Genomic DNA, 18,458 nt, shown 5'->3' with positions numbered 1-18,458 from the left:
CGGGAATGCCACAGCCCGGGCACGTGAGAAACTGGATTCAGTTTGCTCAAGGCATGGCCCAGGTGGCAGCACTTTGTGTTGACGGATATCCAAGGACGGGAAAAGCTGATGAACGTGGATGCACTGGACGCCAAAATTGTCCGATTCTTCACCGATGCGCCGCGTGCTTCCGTCCTGGAGGCCTCCCGGGTGCTCAAGATCGCGCGGGCCACCGTCCAGTCGCGGCTGGACCGGATGGCGGAAGGCGGCGTGATCGGTTCCTGGGTGCCCCACCCCGACCCCTCCCATTTCGGCTTCCCGGTGGTTGCCTTCTGCTCGCTGACCATCAACCAGGACCTGGGGCACGATGCCGTGGTGGCGGCGCTCGCCGAGATTCCAGAACTGATCGAGATCCATACTGTCTCCGGCAGTTCGGACCTGATGGCGCGCATTGCCGCCCGCTCCAACCCGGACCTCCAGCGCGTGCTCGATGCGATGATCGCCACCAGGACCGTGCTGCGGTCGTCCTCGGTGATTGTCCTCAACACCCATTTCGAGGGCAGGACGCTTCCCCTGCTGGAGGCTGTGGCTGCCCGGGGCCGCGCCTAAGTCCGGTATCGGCGAAACATTTTGTTCCGCGGGCGGCGGGCCGTAGAATCAGTTTTAGTCATTTTGACTATAACTAGCGGAGGGTCAGCAGGACCCCCGAATGCGCAGTGAAGCGGGTGAAGAGCGTGTACACCAACTCAGCCAACGTCGCCGAGCGGCAGGCCGCTCCGCCGTCGCTCGCCATTTCCACGGTGATCTTCGCGCTTCGGCCCAGCGAGGCCTCCGGCCGTCCCACACTCTGGCTGCCGCTGGTCCGCCGGATCCGCGAGCCGTTCAAAGGCCTCTGGGCGCTCCCGGGCGGCCCGCTGACCCACTCGGAGTCGCTGCAGGACGCCGCCTCCCGGAACCTGCGGGAAACCACGGGCCTGGCCCCCAGCTACCTCGAACAGCTCTATGCCTTCGGCGGCCTGCACCGGTCGCCCACCCAGCGGGTGGTCTCGATTGTGTACTGGGCGCTGGTGCAGCCCACCGAGGCCGCGCTCGCCGACGAATCGGCGAACGTCCGGTGGTTCCGGGCGGACAAGGTGGGGGAGCTGGCCTTCGACCACAACGCGATCGTCGACTACGCGCTGTGGCGGCTCAGGAACAAGCTCGCCTACGGCTCGATCGCGTACCACCTGCTGGGCGAGTACTTCACGCTGGCCCAGGTCCGGGAAGTCTACGAAGCCGTCCTGGACACCCGGCTGGACCCGGCCAACTTCCGCCGCCAGGTCAAAGCCACACCGGAAATCGAAGAAACCGGTGAATACCTCCAGGGCGGCAAGCACCGCCCGCCACGCCTCTACCGATTTACCGGCCGTCCCGGCCTTGATCCAGATAACAGGAGTACCCCATGAGCAGCGTCAATACGGCAATTCAGCTGATCACGCGTGAACAGGCCGAGAAGGGCCGCGCCGCCGCTGCCGGCAGCACCTGCAGCCCGGCCCTGGCCAAGGGCCCCTGGGACTATGACCTCGCGGAAGCGCTGGCCGGCATCCCGGCGTACGGTCCTGGAGCCTCCAGCGCCGACGTTGCCCCGCCGTCCACGCCGCGCCAGGGCCAGCTCCCCGAGGAGTACAAGCTGGCCGGCGACGCCGAGCTCGACGCCCGGATCCGCGCCGCCAAGGCCACGCTCGGCGACCGCGCCGTGATTCTGGGCCATTTCTACCAGCGCGACGAAGTGGTGCAGTACGCCGATTTCGTCGGGGACTCCTTCCAGCTGGCCAACGCCGCCCTGACCCGCCCGGACGCCGAGGCGATCGTGTTCTGCGGCGTGCATTTCATGGCGGAAACCGCCGACACCCTCTCGACGCCGGAACAGGCCGTCATCCTGCCCAACCTGGCCGCCGGGTGCTCCATGGCGGACATGGCGGACGCGGATTCCGTGGAGGACTGCTGGGAGCAGCTGGAGGAAATCTTCGGCACCGAGCCCGACGCCGAGGGCCGGGTTCCGGTCATCCCCGTCACCTACATGAATTCTTCAGCCGCGCTGAAGGCCTTCTGCGGGCGGCACGGCGGCATCGTCTGCACCTCATCGAACGCCAAGACGGTCCTGGAATGGGCCTTCGAGCGCGGCCAGCGCGTCCTGTTCTTCCCGGACCAGCACCTGGGTCGCAACACGGCCAAGGCGCTGGGCGTCCCGCTGGAGCAGATGCCCATGTGGAACCCGCGCAAGGAACTCGGCGGGAACGACGAGCAGGCCCTGCTGGACTCCCAGGTGATCCTCTGGCACGGCTTCTGCTCGGTGCACAAGCGCTTCTCGGTGGCGCAGATCGAGAAGGCCCGTGCCGACTTCCCGGGCGTCCAGGTGATCGTGCACCCCGAATGCCCCATGGAAGTGGTGGACGCAGCGGACTCCGCCGGATCCACGGACTTCATCCAGAAGGCAATAGCCGCTGCGGAGGAGCCCACGGTGTTCGCGATCGGCACCGAGATCAACATGGTCAACCGCCTCGCGGCCCAGTATCCGCAGCACACCATCTTCTGCCTGGACCCCGTGATCTGCCCGTGCTCCACCATGTACCGGATCCATCCGGGCTACCTGGCCTGGGTGCTCGAGGAACTCGTAGCGGGCCGCGTGGTTAACCGCATCACCGTGGACGACGCCGTGCAGCAGGACGCCAGAACCGCCTTGGAGCGCATGCTGGCCGCAAAGCCGCAATGAGACCCGAAATGAGCCCCGCATGATGACCTCCAGCGGAACCGGGAGCCCCGGGCGGGCGCGGCTGATCGTCGTCGGCAGCGGCATCGCCGGCCTCTACGGTGCACTGCTCGCCGCGGACGCCGGCGCTGACGTGGTGCTGCTGACCAAGGGCGCGCTCGCGGACAGCAACACGTACTATGCCCAGGGCGGCATTTCGGCGGTTTTGGACGAGCCGGCGCCGGGGGACACCGTGGCCGCGCACATCGCCGATACTCTCCAGGCCGGGGCCGGCCACTGCAACCCGGACGCTGTCCGGGTGCTGTGCACCGAAGCGCGCCGGGACATCGCCGGACTTGGGCGCTTCGGCGTGCGTTTTGACCTGGACGACGACGGCGATCCCGCCTTGGGGCTCGAAGCCGCCCACTCGGCGCCGCGCATCCTGCACGCCGGCGGCGATGCCACCGGCGCGGGGATAGCAAATGCCCTCATCTGCGCCGTGCTGTCGGCCCAGGCGTCCGGACGGATCCGGCTGCTGGGCCATGCGCGTGTCACTGCGCTGGTCCAGTCCGGACGGCGCGTGACGGGAGTTGAATGTTTCCATGACGGCCAGCCGAAGACGATGCAGGCCGACGCTGTCCTGCTGGCCACCGGCGGAGCGGGACAGTTGTTTGCCCAGACCACCAACCCGTCCGTCGCCACCGCCGACGGACTGGCCCTGGCGTGGCGCGCCGGAGCGGCGGTTGCGGATCTTGAGTTCTTCCAGTTCCACCCCACCTGCATGGTCCGCACGGTCGGGGCCGCCGAGGCAGCCGAGGCGGAAGCCAACCAGGACCCGCTGCTGATCTCCGAGGCGGTCCGCGGCGAGGGTGCAATCCTCGTGGATGCGGAGGGCCGCCGGTTCATGCAGGACTACCACGCGGACGCCGAACTCGCCCCGCGGGACGTCGTCTCGCGCAGCGTTGCCCTGCACCTCGCTGCACTCGGCAATCCCACCGGCCACGTCTACCTCGACGCCCGCGTCATCGAGGCCGCGAAAGGTCCGGGATTCCTGGAGAAGCGCTTCCCGACGATCACGCGGCGCACCCGGGAGGCCGGCATCGACTGGACGCGGGAACTGGTTCCCGTGGCGCCGGCCGCGCACTACTGGATGGGCGGTGTGTCCACCGACCTGCACGGCCGCACCACCGTGCCCGGGCTCTTCGCCGCCGGCGAGGTGGCATGCACCGGGGTTCAGGGCGCCAACCGCTTGGCCAGCAATTCCCTGCTGGAGGGACTGGTCTTCGGGCGGCGGGCTGTTGAGGCTTTCCTTGCCGAGCAGCGTGAGTCTTCGGCTGACGGTGGTTGCGTCGGGGCGTCGCCTGACGGCGATTTTCCTGCTTGGGAGTTCGAGGCTGCACCTGCTCCTGGGCCTTTCGAGGCTTCCTTTGCCCGGCCTGGGGCGTTTTCGCGGGGAGAGCTGCGGCGGCTGATGACGGCGAACGCCGGGGTGCTTCGCACCGGTGGGCAGCTGCGCGAGGCGGGGGCCGCGCTTGCGGCGTGGGCCGCCGTCGTACGTCCCCACAACGTGCCGGACGCCGAGGACCCGCGGGAGCACGAGGACGCCAACCTGTTGCTGGCTGCCCAGTTGCTGGTACACGCCGCCAGGGAGCGGAGGACCTCGCTCGGGGCGCACTACCGCGACGACGGCAGGCCGGAGGCCGCAACGGCCGAAGACATTGACAAACGTTACAGAATGACCCGGAAAGCGAGCCTCGTCCATGACTAGCCTGACCCTTCCCGCAGCACCCGTCCGGGAGATCCTGGAGCGGGCCTTCGCGGAGGATGCCCCCAGCGGTGACATCACCTCGCAGCTGCTCATTCCGGCCGAGGCCCGGGCCACCGCGGTGCTGAATGCCCGTGTTCCGGGAGTCTTCAGCGGTGGCACCGTGTTCAGGGACGCCATGCAGCTGATCGACCCGGACACCCAGGTGGAACTGCTCGTCGCCGACGGCCAGCCGTTCGACGCCGGGACCAAGCTCGCGCGGGTCAGCGGACGGGCGCGCAGCGTGCTGCTCGCCGAACGGGTGGGCCTCAACCTGGCGCAGCGGATGAGCGCCATTGCCACCCGGACCGCGGAGTTCGTGGCGCTGGTGGGCGGCACCAAGGCCCGGATCACGGACACCCGGAAGACCACGCCCGGCCTGCGCGTCCTCGAACGCTATGCGGTGCGGTGCGGCGGCGGAGCCAACCACCGGTACAGCCTTTCCGACGCCGTGCTGGCGAAGGACAACCACCTCGCCGTGATGACCGGGGGCGATCCGGGCAGGCTGACCGCGCTGCTGGCGGAAGCGAAGGCCCAGCTCGGGCACACCACGCACTTCGAAGTGGAAGTGGACAGCGCCGACCAGATCGAACCCGTCCTCGCCGCCGGGGTGGACACCATCATGCTGGACAACTTCACGCTCGAAGAACTGCGGGCCGGTGTCCGGCAGGTCGGCGGCCGGGCCGTGGTGGAGGCCAGCGGCAACGTCAACCTGGGAACCGTTGCGGACATTGCAGCCGCCGGGGTGGACGTCATCTCCATCGGAGCACTCACCCACAGCGTCACGGCACTGGACCTCGGCCTGGACGTCGAGCTGACGGTCAGCTGAGCCTGCCATGATCTTCCTCGACGCAGCTGCCACCACACCCGTCCGCCGCGAGGTGCTGGAGGCCATGTGGCCCTTCCTTACCGGTGAGTTCGGCAATCCGTCGAGCCACCATTCGCTGGGCGACGCCGCCGCCCGGGCGCTCGAGGAGGCGCGCAAATCGGTGGCGAAGGTGCTGGGCTGCCGCGCCGCGGAGGTGACGTTCACTTCGGGCGGCACGGAGGCTGACAACATGGCGGTCAAGGGAATCGCGCTGGCACGGCAGGCCGCGGACCCCGCGCTGAACCGCGTGGTGATCAGCGCCGTCGAACACCCGGCAGTGGAAGAGTCAGCGCGCTATCTCGAACGTTTTCACGGGTTCACGGTGGACGTGGCGCCCGTGGACACCTACGGTACGGTGACCGCCGGGGCACTGGCCGCGGTGCTCCGGCCCGAAACCGCGCTGGTCAGCATCATGTACGCCAACAACGAGGTGGGGACGGTCCAGCCGGTCGCGGCGCTCGCAGCCTTGACCCGGGCGCGTGGCATTCCCTTCCATACCGACGCCGTGCAGGCCGCCGGGTGGCTCCCGGTTGACGTGAAGGCGCTGGGCGTGGACGCCCTGAGCATTTCCGGGCACAAGCTCGGCGCGCCCAAAGGCTCCGGCGTGCTGTTCGTCCGCGGCCGGACGAAGGCGGAGCCCCTGGTGCACGGCGGCGGGCAGGAGCGCGGCCGGCGTTCCGGAACGGAGAATGTGGCGGGGGCCGTGGGCCTTGCCGCCGCGCTCACGCTGGCGCACGCCGGCCAGGCCGCGCTCGCGGAACGGGTCACGGGGTTGCGGGACAAATTCATCAGCGCCGTGCTGGACCGTGTTCCCGGCGCCGTGCTGACAGGCCATCCGTCCGAACGGCTGCCGTCCGTGGCATCGTTCTGCTTCCCCGGAACCAGCGGCGAGTCGGTGCTCCTGGAGCTGGAACGCCAAGGCGTGGTCTGCTCCAGCGGTTCGGCCTGCGCTGCCGGATCGGATGCGCCGTCGCCCGTGCTCGTGGCCCTGGGGATCCCGGCCGAGGTTGCCCAGACGGCGGTCCGGTTCAGTTTTGATTCCTCGGTGACCGCAGCGGACCTGGAGACCGCCGCCGCCGCGGTGACGGCCGCCGTCGGAAGCGTGCGGAACCTGGGCCACGTTCCCAACTAGGTAGCAGCGTTCGGTGCGCGACTAGCGGTGCCGGGCGCGCCGGAAGATCCAGTGCCGGAGCAGCGTGAACCGGACCGCGGTGGCGAGGAACCCGGACAGCGTGGTGGTCAGTAGTTCGTCGGCCACGCTGGCGTCCGGCCGGAGCCAGTGGAGTATGCCGAGGCTGCCGCCGGTGATGACCAGGGCCACGAGGATCAGGACCAGGCCGTTGAGATGGTCCCGGCCCGCCCTGCGCTGATCGGTGATCTTGAACGTGAGCCGCCGGTTGAGCGCCGTGTTCATGACGGACGTGATGACCAGCGCGGCGGCATTGGCAAGCTGCGGCCCGAGCCACGGCCGGAGCAGCGCGTAGAGCGCCAGCGAGGTGGCCGTGCACACGATGCCCACTCCGGTGAACCGGATGAGCTGGCGGATGACCGGAAAGCGCAGAATCCCGCGGTGGTGCCGGGTGGCGGGGAATCTCGCGCTGGCTGGTGCGGAGGCCGCCGGGGAGTCCGTCTGTTGCGTCCGCTGTGTGGGCTCGGCAACGGGCGCGGCGGGCGATTCCATTGCCCCAGCCTTTCACATGCGGGGTCGGATCCAGCTACGGCGCCGCCGCGACCGGATTGGTGAGTTCGCCGATTCCGCCCACGCGGCACGTGACAGTGTCCCCCGGCCGTAGGGGTGCCGTGGCCGCCGGGAAGCCCGTGAGGACCAGGTCTCCGGGGTGCAGGGTCATGAACGTGCTCAGGTAGACCAGGATCTCGTCCACCTTCCAGCCCAGGTCCGCCGTGCTCGCAGTGGCCAGTTCGGAACCGTTGTGGACGACGCCAATGGGCAGGTCGGCGTCATCCAGGCCGGTGACGATCCAGGGGCCGGCAGGCGTAAACGTGTCCTGGCTCTTGGCGCTCAGCCACAGTTCGTCCGACTTCTGCAGGTCCCGGGCCGTGACATCGTTGGCGATCGTGTAGCCCAGCACCGCGGTCCGTGCGTCGTCGAGGGTCAGGCGCCTCGCAGTCCGGCCGACGACGACGGCCAGTTCCGCTTCCGGCTCCACCAGCCCGACGTCGGCAGTCAGTTCGATCGCATCGCCGGGGCCGATGACGCTGGTGGCGGCCTTGTGGAATGCCTGCGCGGGCAGGTCGCGGCCGGCCTGTCCCGTGTTGTGGGCCATGCCGAGGACGTTGGCCGGCGCGCTGGGGGCCAGGAACGTGAAGTCTTCCTGGCTCACGGTGCAGCCTGGTTCCCAGCCGCTGCGGGCCGCGCTGTTCGCGTTGGCGGGCGAGCCCGGAAACGGTGAGTCGACGACGGTCCAGAGCCGGCCGGCGTCGCTGCCGAAATCAGGCGCGCTGTTGGCGACGAAGAACTGCTCAGCGGTGGTGCTCGGCTTGGTGGCGGGGGAGAGCTCGGCGGCGGGGGAGAGCTCGGCGAGCGGGCGTACGCGGGCGATCCGCCGCGGGGCAACTGGGGTCATTCAGCCATCGTATGCGCCCGCCGGGAACGCTTGGGAAAGCGTGAGGTCAGTAGAGCTCGCCCACCGGGATTTCGACGGCCAGCCTGTTGGCGGGGCCGGCGAGCGGGCACGCCCAGGCCTCGTTGTAGGCGCACGACGGGTTGTAGGCGAAGTTGAAGTCGAGCACGAACTGGGCGTCGGGCCCGGAGCCGCGCACGCCGTGGAAGGCGCCCTTGATGGTATCCAGCAGGTACCGGCCTGCGCCGTAGCTGCCCCCGGGCTGGCCTGCCGTCGCGTCGCGGAACGGCACGAAGATTCCGCCGCCGTAGCCGTGGACTTTCCAGACAGCCAGCTGTCCCATCTCCGGCAGGTCGAATGTTCCGAGCCGGACGAACCTGACCAGCCCGTCCGTGCCGGTTTCGACGGTCATTTCGCGCCCCGCGCCTTCCTTGGTCAGGGGCACGTGGAAACGGTAGATGGGATCGTAGTCGGCCGTCTTGAGCCCGTAGAAGCTGGCCTTGGCCTCGGGGGTGAGGGCGGATGCCGGATGGGTGGCGAACATGCGGTCCCGTTCCTGGCGCCAGTAGGCATGGGCTTCGTCCGGGCTGTCGGCGGCGATTTTGCGGACGGTGTCATAGAGGGCAAATGTTCGCAGCCGCCAGTCCGCGATGTCGACGGCGGACATGCCCGCCAGGGTTTTCTCCGCCGTGTCCAGCTCATCATTGGCCATATCCCCCAGCCTAGCCCTCTTTCCGGTTCCGAAAGCCCGGGTCCGGATGCGAAACGCGGAGACGGTCAGCGGGGGATCACGGCGTCGCGGCTAGGCTGGAGGCATGACAGGGATCACTTCTTCCCGCGGGGCAATCATCGCCACCATCACGTTGCTGGCGGCGGGACTCATGGCCGGCTGCAGCAGCGAGGGCAAGGGTGCGCCGGCATGGACTGCCGAGCCCGGCACCAGCAGCCCGACGCCCGGCGCCACGGGCGGAACCTCAACTCCGTCAGCCACCGCTACCGGGCCGTCCGAATCGCCCGGGGCAACGGCGTCGGCATGGAAAGACTTTTCCGACTCCGCCAAGACGGTCAGCTTCGAATTACCGCAAGGCTGGATCGCACAGTCGGTGGATCCGGACAAGGGAACTCTGCCCGGCGCCGTGAAGGTCGAAGTCAAGGACGCGGAGGGGACTTACCTGGCCACGCTGCAGACCGGCCTGCCGGACGCCGTCGCGGGCACATGCGCCACCGCCGCCAGGAAGCCCTACGTTGTGGTCAGCAGCGTGCCGGTTGAGCTGCCCCATAGCGGCGGCGAAGGGACCATCGCCCCGCACGTGGTGTTCAGGGTCATCCAGGGCTACCGCTTCTTCGGCTCCTACGGGATCACCAACCTGGTGGGCGGCGCCGACTCCAAGGCGTGCCAGCTGCAGAACGTGGTCCGCGGACTCCCGGGCAAGGGGAACTACTCCTTCAGCGATGTGCGCTCGCTGAAGCCATTCGCACCGGACGAAAAAGTTGCGCCCGCGAAGGCCTTCGACACGTTGGACCAGGCTGCCGGCTACGTCAACAAGGGCTCCGAGTTCGCGAATGTCCAGCGGATGCTAATGTCTCTGGAGATCAAGAACTAGTCCCGCTGCCTCGGCACACCCCCCGGGTCCGCAGCCGTGACTGGCTGACGCTACCTCACACCCCGGAGTTACATTGGAACGCACTGTCGCTGCCCGCCTGGTCTTCAAGACCGTGGCCGATACGAAGGTGGCACTGGCCATTTCCGTGGCCAGGAACCGCGGCTACGCCTCCCTCGACGAGACTCTTTCGGTGACCGCCGCGGACGGCACGGTTCCGTTGACGGAGCTTTCCGACCACCACGGGGGCAGGTTCCACTACATGGAGTTTGCCGATCCCACAGAGGTCACCGTCGACTACACGGCCACAGTTGCCGGCTTTGCCGAGCCGGAGGAGGCTTCCCTCATGGAGCTCATCCGCTATGTCCGGCCGAGCCGCTACGCGGAATCCGACCGGCTGCTCCCCACGTCCTATGCGGAGTTCGGCGGGTTCCAGGGCGAGGAACTCCTGCAAGCGGTGCGCAACTGGGTATTCAATGAACTCCGCTACGTCAGCGGTTCTTCGCGCGGCATTGACGGCGCCGTGGAAACACTGTTGAACCGGCGAGGAGTGTGCCGGGACTATGCCCACCTGGCCATTTCCCTGCTGCGCGCAAAGAACGTTCCTGCACGGCTGGCCGCGGTGTACGCCCCGGGCCTGTCGCCGATGGACTTCCACGCCGTGGCCGAGGCCCACATCAATGGGGCCTGGCACGTGATCGACCCCACCGGCCTGGCACCGCGGGAGTCGATGGTGCGGATCACGGCCGGACGCGATTCCTCCGACACGGCGTTCCTGTCCACCGTTGGCGGCAGCCTGTCCCTCCGGGAGATGCGCGTCACCGCGGTGGTCAACGGTGAGCTGCCGGGCGAGGATCCCGACAAACTGACCGTGATTCACTAGCGGAAGGCGCGCCGGCGCGGCCACCGGCGGCCCGCCGCCAGAGGCGGTCAGCCCGCCTACCGCGGCGGAAGTGAAGTGCGCAGCTTCTCCGTCAGCCTCAGGAGCTCCCTCTGCTCCGCCGCTGTCAGCGCCGGGCCGACCAGTTCAGCTATGTCCCGGACGTGCTCGCGGCCTATCTGCTTTTGCAGCTCGGCGCCCGCGCCCGTCAGCTTCAGCAGTACCCCGCGGCCGTCGTTCGGCGCAGGCGACCGTTCCACCAGGCCGCGCTTCTCCAGCCGGTCAACCAGCCTGCTGAGGCTGGACTGGCTCAGGAGCACGTGGTCGTTGAGCTCATTCAGGCGCAGCCGTCCGGACGGGCACCGGGACAGAGTGAACAGGACGTCGTACTCGTTCACGGCCAGGTCCTTGAAGGCCGGTCCGGACTGCAGCCGGCGCATCACGGCAACCTGCGCCCGGAACAGTGACTCCCAGGTCTCGGCGGCCAGGCGCACCGGAGACGCCGCCGGTGCCGTCCGGGCGGTCATTACGCCTCCCGTGCGGCGGGAGCGGCGGAGGCTGCATCCTGACCGGATTGAGTGTCCGCGGCGGCGTTCTCCGCGGCGATCCTTGCCGCCACGCGCCCGGCGTGCGTGGGCGGATCCGGCACGTGGGCCGGCTTGAGCGCGGCATACTCCTTGCGCAGCACGGGCAGGACCTCTTCGCCAAACAGGTCCAGCTGCTCCAGGACGGTCTTCAGCGGCAGGCCTGCATGGTCGATGAGGAACAGCTGGCGCTGGTAGTCACCGAAGAATTCGCGGAACGAGAGCGTCTTTTCGATGACCTCCTGCGGGCTGCCGACCGTCAGCGGGGTCTGCGAGGTGAAGTCCTCGAGCGAGGGGCCGTGGCCGTAGACGGGGGCGTTGTCGAAGTAGGGGCGGAATTCCTTGACGGCATCCTGCGAGTTCTTGCGCATGAAGAACTGCCCGCCCAGGCCCACAATCGCCTGGTCCGCCTTGCCGTGCCCGTAGTGCTCGTAGCGCTCGCGGTACAGGCCGATCAGCTGCTGGTAGTGCTCCTTCGGCCAGAAGATGTTGTTCGCGAAGAAGCCGTCGCCGTAGTACGCCGCCACTTCCGCAATCTGCGGCGTACGGATGGAGCCGTGCCAGACGAAGGGGGCGACGCCGTCGAGCGGGCGCGGCGTGGAGGTGAAGTTCTGCAGCGGTGTGCGGAATTTCCCGGACCAGTTGACGGTGTCCTCGTCCCACAGACGGCGCAGCAGGCTGTAGTTCTCGATCGCCAGCTCGATCCCGTCCTGGATGTTCTTGCCGAACCAGGGGTAGACCGGAGCCGTGTTGCCGCGCCCCAGAACCAGGTCCACGCGGCCGTCGGCGAGGTGCTGCAGCATGGCAAAGTCCTCGGCGATCTTCACGGGATCGTTCGTGGTGATCAGCGTGGTGGCCGTGGAGAGCGTGATGCGCTCCGTCTGGGCGGCGATGTACGCCAGTGTGGTGGTCGGCGAGGAGGAGAAGAATGGGCGGTTGTGGTGCTCGCCGAGGGCGTAGACATCCATGCCGATTTCTTCGACCTTCTTGGCGATCGCCACCGACGCCTTGATGCGCTCGTGCTCGCTGGGTGTGCGGCCCGTGGTGGGGTCGGTGGTGATGTCGCTGACGCTGAATACGCCGATCTGCATGATGAGCCTTTCGTTTGCCGGGGTGTCCGTGCCTGTTACCACTATATGCGATTTACATGCATTTGCATCTATCGCTAGGTGTAACGTTCAGCGCGGGAGGTTATTCCCTCGCCAGCAGGATCGGAATCCCGTCACCCTGTTCGACATAAGCATCGGGATTTCTCGGGCTTTGGACTCCCCAGCGTCAGCGAGAGCTCCATCAGCAGGCCGGAACCCCCGAATCCACGGGTCCGTCAGTCGGGCGGATCCAGAGGTCGTTGATCACCTTGTACCAAACGTTGCTGGTGTTCCCGGTGGGACGGCCGGTCGCGCCGTCGTAGATGGTGTAGGCCGCACCGGTGGTCACGCACTGGACCTGCACCCGGGTGCCCTGCGCAACGAAAGTTCCGCCGCCCGCGGCGCAGTTCGCCGCCGTGTCCGGTGCGGATGTCCCGTTTGTGGGCCATTCGCAGGTACCTGGACTCGCCGTGCCGTTGTCCACCACGAGATACTTTGCCGGAGCTGTCCTTCCGGTTGCCGAGACGGCCGTGCGCTGGCCGAGGTCATCCACGACCGTAACGGTGATGGAGATCGACTGGTCGTACCCATTGCCGGTAGTGACCGATCCTCCTCCTGCGCCCAAGCTGCCTGACTTCCCGTCCGATGACTGGTACTCCAGTGCCACGACCTGGCGTCCGTTGTTGACCACGGCGCCGACGTCGAACCTTACTGTCGTGGTGACAGTAACGGGGTTAATGCTCGCCGCGTGCGGTTTGCCGTACGGCGTCACCTGGTTGGAGTTGCCGACAGGCCCTTCGTAGGTTGCGCCATCCATGCTGTTCACGGCGCGCACTCCGATGGTGTAGTTGCCGTTGTTGGGCACACCGGTCCGGATGACCTTGTCGGACGGCACGGCCATGAAGCTGCTTCCGTTGACCTGGTACTGGTAGCTCGGCGTCGCACCGTTGCCCGCGGCCGCACCAAAGGAAAGCTGCACGGCGTTATCGAGAGGATCGGCGCGGATGCCGGGGACGGCACCGGGCGTGCCGAAAGCACGGCGGGGGTCCGACGGGGGACTGGCCGCCGAAGTACCTGCCTTGTTTTTGGCCACCACGGTGAAGGTGTAATCCGTGGCCGAGTTGCCGACGGTCACAGGCAGGCTCAGCTGGCTGCCGGACACCGTGTTGCTCGCTACCGTGGATCCTCCCTGAATTGCGTTGACGGTGTACGTGTCGATGGAGGCGCCGTTGTTCGCCGCCGGAGCCCATGACACCATCATGATCGATTCCGATCCGCCCGAGGTGGACCGGGTGGTGCTGGGCTTGCCCGGGGCGCCCGGAACGCCGGCCGGAATGCCGCTGGCGGAGTAGGCGCTCCATTCCGAGGGGTCCGGCGCCTTGTTGGATGCCTGGATCCTGACCTGGTAGGGCGTCCCGTTCTGCAGGCCCACCCATCGGTAGGACGTTCCCGTGATGTTGCTTGCCCGGATGTTCCCGGCCGGAGGTGCCGGTGAGATCTCCAGGTTGTAGCTCTCCACCGGTGAGCCGTTGCTCTTCGGAGGTACCCAGTTCACCGTGAGGGACTTGTCGCCGAAAACCAGCGCTGGCGCAGCCGGGGTGTCCGGCTTCGCGTCGGGCCGGGCCGGGGCGGAACCAGGGGACGGTGCCGAGTCGCCCACTTCGTTCGTGGCTACCACGGTGAATGTGTATTCCACGTTGTTGGTCAGTCCGGTGAGCGTGCAGGTGGTGGCAGGGCACTGCTGCGAGAACCCTCCGCTGCCGCTGACCTTGTAGCCGGTGATCGCGGCCCCGTTGTTGGCGGGAGGCGACCAGTTGAGGACAACGGTGCGGTCACGCACCTCCCCGACCGTCGGCGTGGACGGAGCATCCGGTTTGTCCTTGACGGTGAGCCGGATGCGGCCGTCAATTTCGCGTTCCCCGTCCTGGGTTTTGTCCTGGACCCGGTAGCGGACCACCATGGTGCCCACGAACTTCTCGGAGGGCGTCACCACGACGACGTCGCCCTCCACAGCGGCCGTGCCCGTTCCAGTCTCGACGGCGGCGCTCAGGATTTTCAGTGGGGATTCCGGGAAGGGGTTAATGTCGTTGTCCAGCACCGGTACGCGCTCGGATTGCCCGGCCCGGGCGCTGGCGATGATGTCGTCGTTCGCTGCGGCGAGCGGACGCTTCGACGCGACCACGCGGACCTCCACGGCGCCTGCAACGGGTGCGCTGCGCCCGTCGGAGACGGTGACGCGCACGGTCAGCGTGCTCCCCTTGGCCGCGCCGCCTACGGTGGCCCTAAAGAGGCTGCCGTCCAGGGCCACCTTGATCCCGGCGGGCGGCGTCCCCTGCAGCGCAAAGGTGAGTTTGTCCTTGTCTGCTTCGTCGACGTCGGTAGCCACCTGGCGCAGGTCCAGGGTGGCTTCCTCGCCCACCGCGGCGTCCACGGTGCTCGAGGGGAAAGTCGGCGGATGGTTGCGGGCCTGATCGGGCAGGACCGTGATGCCGATGGTCAGTACCGCCGTCCGCCCGTCCGGATCGTCAACGCTCACGCCGTCGGTGACCTCGAGGGAAACTGCTGCGGGGCCTGCGTAGTCGTCGGCGGATGTGAACACGATGGTGGTGGCGTCCTTCACCAGCGGCGCTCCATTGGAAGCGACCGCCTGGACCTTGGAGTCCTGGGTGATGCGGGGGCTCTTGCCGGGACGGACGACCACCAGGTCCCGCAGGTTCATGGTCAGTTGCTGGCCGCTGACCACTTCCAACGGCGGGGTGCTCCGCAATGCGGGCCCCTGCCCTTCAAGGCCGGGTACCAGGATGAACGCCGTTGAGCTGAGCTTGTCAACGTCGGTGACGGTGTACGCGATGATCTGCGGCTGGCTTTCCAGCCGCACCGCGACCTTGCCGGGAGCCGAGATGCTGGCAGTGGGTGCCGCCTCCGGGAAGGTTATCTTCAGTTCGGCGGCCACGCCGTCCGGGTCTTCGTCGTTCTTCAGGACGGGAACTTCGACGACGGCCTTGCCGAGGGTCTCGGCGAACGTCACCCGGTCGTCCCGGGCGATCGGCGCCAACGTGGCGGCGTCGCTGCGCACCTGGACTTTGAGCGTTCCGACGGCGGTGCCACCGCGGCCGTCGCTGATCTCGTACCGGACAACGGCCGTGGCGGATCCGGAGGCCGGCGGGGCGGTGAGCTGCACGCGTCCGTCAACGACCCCGGCCTTCAGTTCCGGGGCGGCTTCCAGTCGGTTGGCTGCGAGGGTGAGATTGTCGCCGTCGGGGTCGGAGTCGTTGGCCAGCACGTCCACTGCCACGTGCCGCCCCGGGAGAACGGTGATGCTGTCCTCCACAGCCAAGGGACGCTGGTTGGAACCGAGCGCGGGTGCGATGCCCACGGACACGCGGGCGGTGGACCGTGCCCCGAACCGGTCCTCCACCACGTAGGAAAAGGTATCTTGTCCGGCGGCGTTCGTCGGTGCCGTGTACTCCACATAGTGGGCACCCACCACCGCTGTACCCTTGCGCGGTGCTTGCTCCAGCCCCACCAGGGTGACAGAGTCGCCGTCGGGATCAATGCCGTCCAAGGGGATGGCGATCCTCGTGGTGTTGCCGGCTACCACCCGGCCGGTGACATGCTGGGGCAGCGGCCTGGAGTTTGTGCCCTCGCCGCGGATGTGGATGGTCACCTGGGCCGAGTCTTCCTGCCCGTCCGGGCCGGCAACAGCGTAGATCGCGTGGACCGTTCCTCCTGCTGCGCCTGCCTTGAAGCGCAGCACGTCCCCGGATACGGCGAGGAGGCCTTGGGCGGGGCCGATTCCCTGCACCAGGACTGGCTTGAGCCTCAGCTTGGCGGCATTGGGGTGGGAGTCGTTGGCGAGGACGGCGATGGTGGCGACGTCGTTCGCCCGGACGGTGATTTCGTCCGGGGCCGCGACGGGCGGGAGCAGTTTGGCGGGCGCCGGAATGGGCAGGATGGTCACCTGCCCGGTTGCGCTGGCCACGCCGTTGGACATTGTGTAGGTCAGGCTGGTGGGGGCAGTCAGGCCACGGACGTCGGTTATGCGCAGGATTTGGTGATTGACGACGGCGACGGCTACTGCTGAGTTCCGGGGAAGCCCCACGGACTGGATGACGAGGACGCCTCCGTCTGGATCCGAGTCGTTGGCGAGCGCGTCCAGCAGCACCTCTCCGCCCACCGGCAGCAGCGCCAAGTCTGCGACGGCGACCGGATCACCCCGCTTGGCCCCGGCGGCATTGACGTCGATCCGCACGAGTCCCTCGGAGCTTTCCGGCCCGTTGGTCACCAGATACGTCACGTAGTACGTTCCGGGGTTGACCGCGCGGAACGTGAAGGTACCCGCCTGGTAGTCGGGGGTGATTGCCTGCTCGGGGGCGCCTGCCACGCGGGTCAAGCGAAGTCCTTCGCCGGTGGGGTCGCTGTCGTTCTTCAACGGAGAAACCAGAATGTCCTGCCCGGCGGTTCCCGAGACGTGGTCTGCGTTGGCTTTCGGCGGAAGGTCGCCTTTCGCGCGGACGTCCACGACCACCGTGCCCTCGACCTGGTCCCGCCCGTCGGAGACCGTGATCGCAACTTGCTTTTTGCCCAGGGCGGATCCCACGTCCTGAAACGTCAAAAGGCCGTCCGCCCGGGTACGCACTTGGTCGCGTTCGCCGGTAGGGCGGGCTCCCAGAAGCAGCAGGTCGTCCCCGTCGGGGTCGGTCCAGTCGGTGAGGACGTTCTGGGAGATGCTCTTGCCCTGCTCCAGGATGATGGTGGGCACACGTTTCTGTTTCGGCGGCTCGTTGCTGGCGGGGTCCTTGACAGTCAGGGTGACCTTGGCTCCGGCGGTGCCGCCGCGGCCGTCACTGGCCAGGTACTGGAACTGTGACGTTCCGGTCGCATTGTCCGGCACCTTCACTTGGAGGCCGGTTCCGTCGTAGACGGCCTGGACGCTGCCGACGGCGGGGTTGTCGCCCTGCAGCTGGACGGTGAGGACGTCCCCGTCCGGGTCCGAGTCGTTGTCCAGGACTGGCAGGAGCGTGGTCCGGCCGGGCCGCACTCCGAATTGGTCATCGGCGGCTGACGGCGGACGGTTCTCCTTGGTGCGGTCCGGGAGGGTCTCCACCGGGTTGTCGTCCGCGGCAGGGTCGTCCTGGGCCTCGGTCTTGTCCGGCGGAGGAATGATCTCGTCCCAGTTGGCGACAAGCCTCATGTTCTCAGTGACCAACCAGACATTGCCGGACGTGATGTCGTTAAGGACGACGACATCCCGGTTCACCCGAAAGACCAGGTTGGACCGGGCGCTTGCACCGGGGATGTCGGCGTTGCTGCTGTCGGCGGCGTTCGTGCATTCGCGCAGGTATTTGCCGGCCCCGGACCACGCTGCATAGACGCAGCCGTTGACATTAACCGGAGTGGCGGGGGTTCCGGAAGTTCCCAGCTCTACAGCCGTCGCGGCCGAACCGTCCAGGGGTTGTTTGATCAGGGCTTTTTTGGTGGCGATGGCGACAAAGTCCGAGGCAGGGCCACTTTGCTGCAGTTTGGCGTCCGCCGCGTCCGGCAACTGCGCCACCCGGCCGGCGGGAAGGTGAAGTGTTCCGGCTTCTGCGTCGAATAGAACTGGTTTGTCCCCGACGGCGGCGATCTGGACGTTTTCCTTGTTGCGGATCGGCTCGTATTGAACGGTGTTGCGGTCTTCCACTCCGCCGGCCCCATTCACCCGAAGGGAGGTCACCTCGCTGCGCGCCGGATCGACGGCGTGAACGACGTCGTCGGCTCCCACCGCTGCGACGATTCCTTGGGCGTTGCTCACGGCGGGCTCCTGAGCATCGAAGTCGATGGAGCCCAGCATGCTGCTTTGCGTCACCCAGAGACGGCCCGAGCCCGGATCAGCCAGGGCCACCGTTTTTTCCCCGAAAGCCGGGACCGCGCCTCCCGGAAGCTGCTGGGGTGGTTCAAGGGTGACGTCGGCGACCTTGACCCTGCCCAAGGAGGCATTGCCGCGGTCCGACACGAGCACACTGCTGCTGTGTTGGAGGACATCGAAGTCGGCACTGGCTGCCATGAGGCCGCCGTCCAGGGTTTTCGACTGGAAGTTCAGGTGGCCCACAAGGTTCATGTCGGAATTGGTGACCCACACACCGCCGTCGTTCAGGTCGATGTGCGCCGTGGTGAACCCTGGGTGAATAACTGCCGCTGCAATAAGCAGTCCGACCGCCGAAAACGTTGTTGCGGACGCCAGTGCCTGTTTTTTTGCGCGCGCCCATGAACGAAGCCGCATCCGTCCCCCAAGTCTCATGTTTTAAAAGCTGATGCTAAATATACGCGGGCCCGAGGGCAGTTCCGGACCTGAGCACGCGGCT

At 67.5% G+C, this 18,458-nt stretch carries 14 protein-coding genes; 8 read left to right on the top strand and 6 right to left on the bottom strand.

The features are described 5' to 3' along the window. The first annotated feature begins 108 nt into the window (after window positions 1-108). From CXQ90_RS00515 to CXQ90_RS00490, 6 genes are all read left to right on the top strand, one after another. Window positions 109-588 carry an Lrp/AsnC family transcriptional regulator gene (locus tag CXQ90_RS00515; RefSeq protein WP_104136837.1) on the top strand — a complete coding sequence of 160 codons (480 nt, stop codon included), beginning with the start codon at window positions 109-111 and terminating at the stop codon, window positions 586-588. Between the two features lie 116 nt (window positions 589-704). Then, complete coding sequence (locus tag CXQ90_RS00510) at window positions 705-1,424, top strand: NUDIX domain-containing protein (protein ID WP_104136836.1); 720 nt, start codon at window positions 705-707, stop codon at window positions 1,422-1,424. Beyond that, entirely contained in the window at window positions 1,421-2,731 is a 1,311-nt protein-coding gene (gene nadA / locus CXQ90_RS00505) for a quinolinate synthase NadA (protein WP_104136156.1), read from the top strand. The genes CXQ90_RS00510 and nadA overlap by 4 nt, the downstream gene beginning before the upstream one ends. Before the next feature lie 22 nt (window positions 2,732-2,753). Then, on the top strand, window positions 2,754-4,475 hold the full coding sequence (gene nadB, locus CXQ90_RS00500) for an L-aspartate oxidase (protein WP_104136834.1): 1,722 nt from the start codon (window positions 2,754-2,756) through the stop codon (window positions 4,473-4,475). Beyond that, complete coding sequence (gene nadC, locus CXQ90_RS00495; protein WP_104136155.1) at window positions 4,468-5,340, top strand: carboxylating nicotinate-nucleotide diphosphorylase; 873 nt, start codon at window positions 4,468-4,470, stop codon at window positions 5,338-5,340. The genes nadB and nadC overlap by 8 nt, the downstream gene beginning before the upstream one ends. Before the next feature lie 7 nt (window positions 5,341-5,347). Next, window positions 5,348-6,511 (top strand): cysteine desulfurase family protein, encoded by a 1,164-nt coding sequence (locus CXQ90_RS00490; RefSeq protein ID WP_104136153.1) that lies wholly within the window; start codon window positions 5,348-5,350, stop codon window positions 6,509-6,511. Window positions 6,512-6,532: 21 nt separating this feature from the next. Here CXQ90_RS00490 and CXQ90_RS00485 read toward each other — a convergent pair whose 3' ends face one another. The 3 genes from CXQ90_RS00485 to CXQ90_RS00475 are packed head-to-tail and all read right to left on the bottom strand — an operon-like array spanning window position 6,533 to window position 8,673. Next, the gene (locus CXQ90_RS00485; protein WP_104136151.1) at window positions 6,533-7,060 is read right to left on the bottom strand and encodes a GtrA family protein; all 528 of its coding nucleotides are present in this window, start codon (window positions 7,058-7,060) and stop codon (window positions 6,533-6,535) included. A 34-nt stretch (window positions 7,061-7,094) separates the two neighbouring features. Then, a complete protein-coding gene (locus CXQ90_RS00480; RefSeq protein ID WP_104136149.1) occupies window positions 7,095-7,964 on the bottom strand; it encodes a fumarylacetoacetate hydrolase family protein in 870 nt (289 codons plus the stop codon). 46 nt (window positions 7,965-8,010) lie between these two features. Then, a complete protein-coding gene (locus tag CXQ90_RS00475) occupies window positions 8,011-8,673 on the bottom strand; it encodes a DUF1684 domain-containing protein (RefSeq protein ID WP_104136147.1) in 663 nt (220 codons plus the stop codon). Window positions 8,674-8,776: 103 nt separating this feature from the next. Between CXQ90_RS00475 and CXQ90_RS00470 the strand changes: the two genes are divergently transcribed. Continuing rightward, window positions 8,777-9,565, top strand: a complete 789-nt coding sequence (locus CXQ90_RS00470; protein ID WP_104136146.1) for a hypothetical protein — start codon at window positions 8,777-8,779, stop codon at window positions 9,563-9,565. A 73-nt stretch (window positions 9,566-9,638) separates the two neighbouring features. After that, window positions 9,639-10,445 (top strand): transglutaminase family protein, encoded by an 807-nt coding sequence (locus CXQ90_RS00465; RefSeq protein ID WP_104136144.1) that lies wholly within the window; start codon window positions 9,639-9,641, stop codon window positions 10,443-10,445. Between the two features lie 56 nt (window positions 10,446-10,501). Here CXQ90_RS00465 and CXQ90_RS00460 read toward each other — a convergent pair whose 3' ends face one another. The 3 genes from CXQ90_RS00460 to CXQ90_RS00450 all read right to left on the bottom strand — a co-directional run bounded on the left by CXQ90_RS00460 (window position 10,502) and on the right by CXQ90_RS00450 (window position 18,376). Further along, window positions 10,502-10,969 (bottom strand): MarR family winged helix-turn-helix transcriptional regulator, encoded by a 468-nt coding sequence (locus tag CXQ90_RS00460; protein WP_104136143.1) that lies wholly within the window; start codon window positions 10,967-10,969, stop codon window positions 10,502-10,504. Then, on the bottom strand, window positions 10,969-12,117 hold the full coding sequence (locus tag CXQ90_RS00455) for an LLM class flavin-dependent oxidoreductase (RefSeq protein ID WP_104136141.1): 1,149 nt from the start codon (window positions 12,115-12,117) through the stop codon (window positions 10,969-10,971). Before CXQ90_RS00455 ends, CXQ90_RS00460 begins: the two co-directional genes overlap by 1 nt. Before the next feature lie 199 nt (window positions 12,118-12,316). Next, window positions 12,317-18,376 carry an Ig-like domain-containing protein gene (locus CXQ90_RS00450; protein ID WP_219816627.1) on the bottom strand — a complete coding sequence of 2,020 codons (6,060 nt, stop codon included), beginning with the start codon at window positions 18,374-18,376 and terminating at the stop codon, window positions 12,317-12,319. Window positions 18,377-18,458: the final 82 nt, after the last annotated feature.

Origin of the sequence: Arthrobacter sp. ZGTC131, from assembly GCF_002929275.1 — a bacterium.
Classification (GTDB): Bacteria; Actinomycetota; Actinomycetes; order Actinomycetales; family Micrococcaceae; genus Arthrobacter.
The sequence above is the reverse complement of the archived record's forward strand: the minus strand, read 5'-3'. Positions and strand labels throughout refer to the sequence as shown.

What these genes read in the sequence shown, in the direction of transcription:
- CXQ90_RS00515 (WP_104136837.1), top strand. Translation starts at nt 109, where the DNA reads ATGAACGTGGATGCACTGGACGCCAAAATTGTCCGATTCTTCACCGAT.
- nadA (WP_104136156.1), top strand. Translation starts at nt 1,421, where the DNA reads ATGAGCAGCGTCAATACGGCAATTCAGCTGATCACGCGTGAACAGGCC.
- nadB (WP_104136834.1), top strand. Translation starts at nt 2,754, where the DNA reads ATGACCTCCAGCGGAACCGGGAGCCCCGGGCGGGCGCGGCTGATCGTC.
- nadC (WP_104136155.1), top strand. Translation starts at nt 4,468, where the DNA reads ATGACTAGCCTGACCCTTCCCGCAGCACCCGTCCGGGAGATCCTGGAG.
- CXQ90_RS00490 (WP_104136153.1), top strand. Translation starts at nt 5,348, where the DNA reads ATGATCTTCCTCGACGCAGCTGCCACCACACCCGTCCGCCGCGAGGTG.
- CXQ90_RS00485 (WP_104136151.1), bottom strand. Translation starts at nt 7,060, where the DNA reads ATGGAATCGCCCGCCGCGCCCGTTGCCGAGCCCACACAGCGGACGCAA.
- CXQ90_RS00480 (WP_104136149.1), bottom strand. Translation starts at nt 7,964, where the DNA reads ATGACCCCAGTTGCCCCGCGGCGGATCGCCCGCGTACGCCCGCTCGCC.
- CXQ90_RS00475 (WP_104136147.1), bottom strand. Translation starts at nt 8,673, where the DNA reads ATGGCCAATGATGAGCTGGACACGGCGGAGAAAACCCTGGCGGGCATG.
- CXQ90_RS00470 (WP_104136146.1), top strand. Translation starts at nt 8,777, where the DNA reads ATGACAGGGATCACTTCTTCCCGCGGGGCAATCATCGCCACCATCACG.
- CXQ90_RS00460 (WP_104136143.1), bottom strand. Translation starts at nt 10,969, where the DNA reads ATGACCGCCCGGACGGCACCGGCGGCGTCTCCGGTGCGCCTGGCCGCC.
- CXQ90_RS00455 (WP_104136141.1), bottom strand. Translation starts at nt 12,117, where the DNA reads ATGCAGATCGGCGTATTCAGCGTCAGCGACATCACCACCGACCCCACC.
- CXQ90_RS00450 (WP_219816627.1), bottom strand. Translation starts at nt 18,376, where the DNA reads ATGCGGCTTCGTTCATGGGCGCGCGCAAAAAAACAGGCACTGGCGTCC.